Below are 778 nucleotides of genomic sequence, written 5' to 3' on the forward strand. Positions count from 1 at the left end.
GGGCGCCGACGGGAGCGGGGAGCCCGGCAGGTGGTTGCGCGGCGGCTCGCCCGGCTCCGGCACGGTGGCGACTCCCGCGGTGCGGACGGCGCTGCCCAGCACGGAGCCGATGAGCAGCGCCAGACCGGCGATGAGCGTCACCATGATGGTGCCGCGTCGCAGCACCCGCCGACGCAGTTCCCACAGCCCGGCCCGCGGACCGAGGCGGCGCCAGGCCTCACCGGCCAGGCGGGCGTCGAGCGAGTAGACCGGGGCGCCGGCGATGATCAGCGGGGACCAGGCAGCGAGGTAGATGATGTCCGGCGCATCGTAGGCCGCCACCGTGTGCCAGCTGACAGTCAGCAGCAGCGCTGCCGAGAGCAGCGCGCCGCACGACGCCGCAAGCCGCTGCCAGAGGCCGCAGACGGTCAGCACACCCACGATGACCTGGAGGAACGCCACCGTCAGGCCGGCGCCGACCGGGTGCGCGACGGCGAAGGAGTGCAGGGGCGAGGCGATGCCCCACGGCTCCAGTGAGGTGAGCCAGCTGACCATGGAGCCGCGCTCGCCGCCGTCGAAGTAGACGGGGTCGGTGAGCTTGCCCATGCCGGCGTAGATCGAGATGAAGCCGAGGAAGATGCGCAACGGCAGCAGCACCACGCCGAGGTTCATCCGACGGCCCGGGTAGTAGGCGTGCCGGACGGTGTCGCCCGGGCGCGGGCGGGCGGTCTCCCGCCGGTCACGGCCGTCGTGGTCGTAGTCGGGGACGCCGACGCCGCCCCGGGCGCCCGGGCGGGCG

1 protein-coding gene is annotated in these 778 nt (G+C 74.4%); it reads right to left on the reverse strand.

Features of this window, described 5'->3' with window-relative positions; translation table 11 throughout:
- On the reverse strand, positions 1 to 778 hold a 778-nt coding region (locus ACYVE9_RS29245; RefSeq protein WP_461030895.1), incomplete at both ends, for a DoxX family protein.

The organism is Streptomyces sparsus (genome assembly GCF_054776295.1).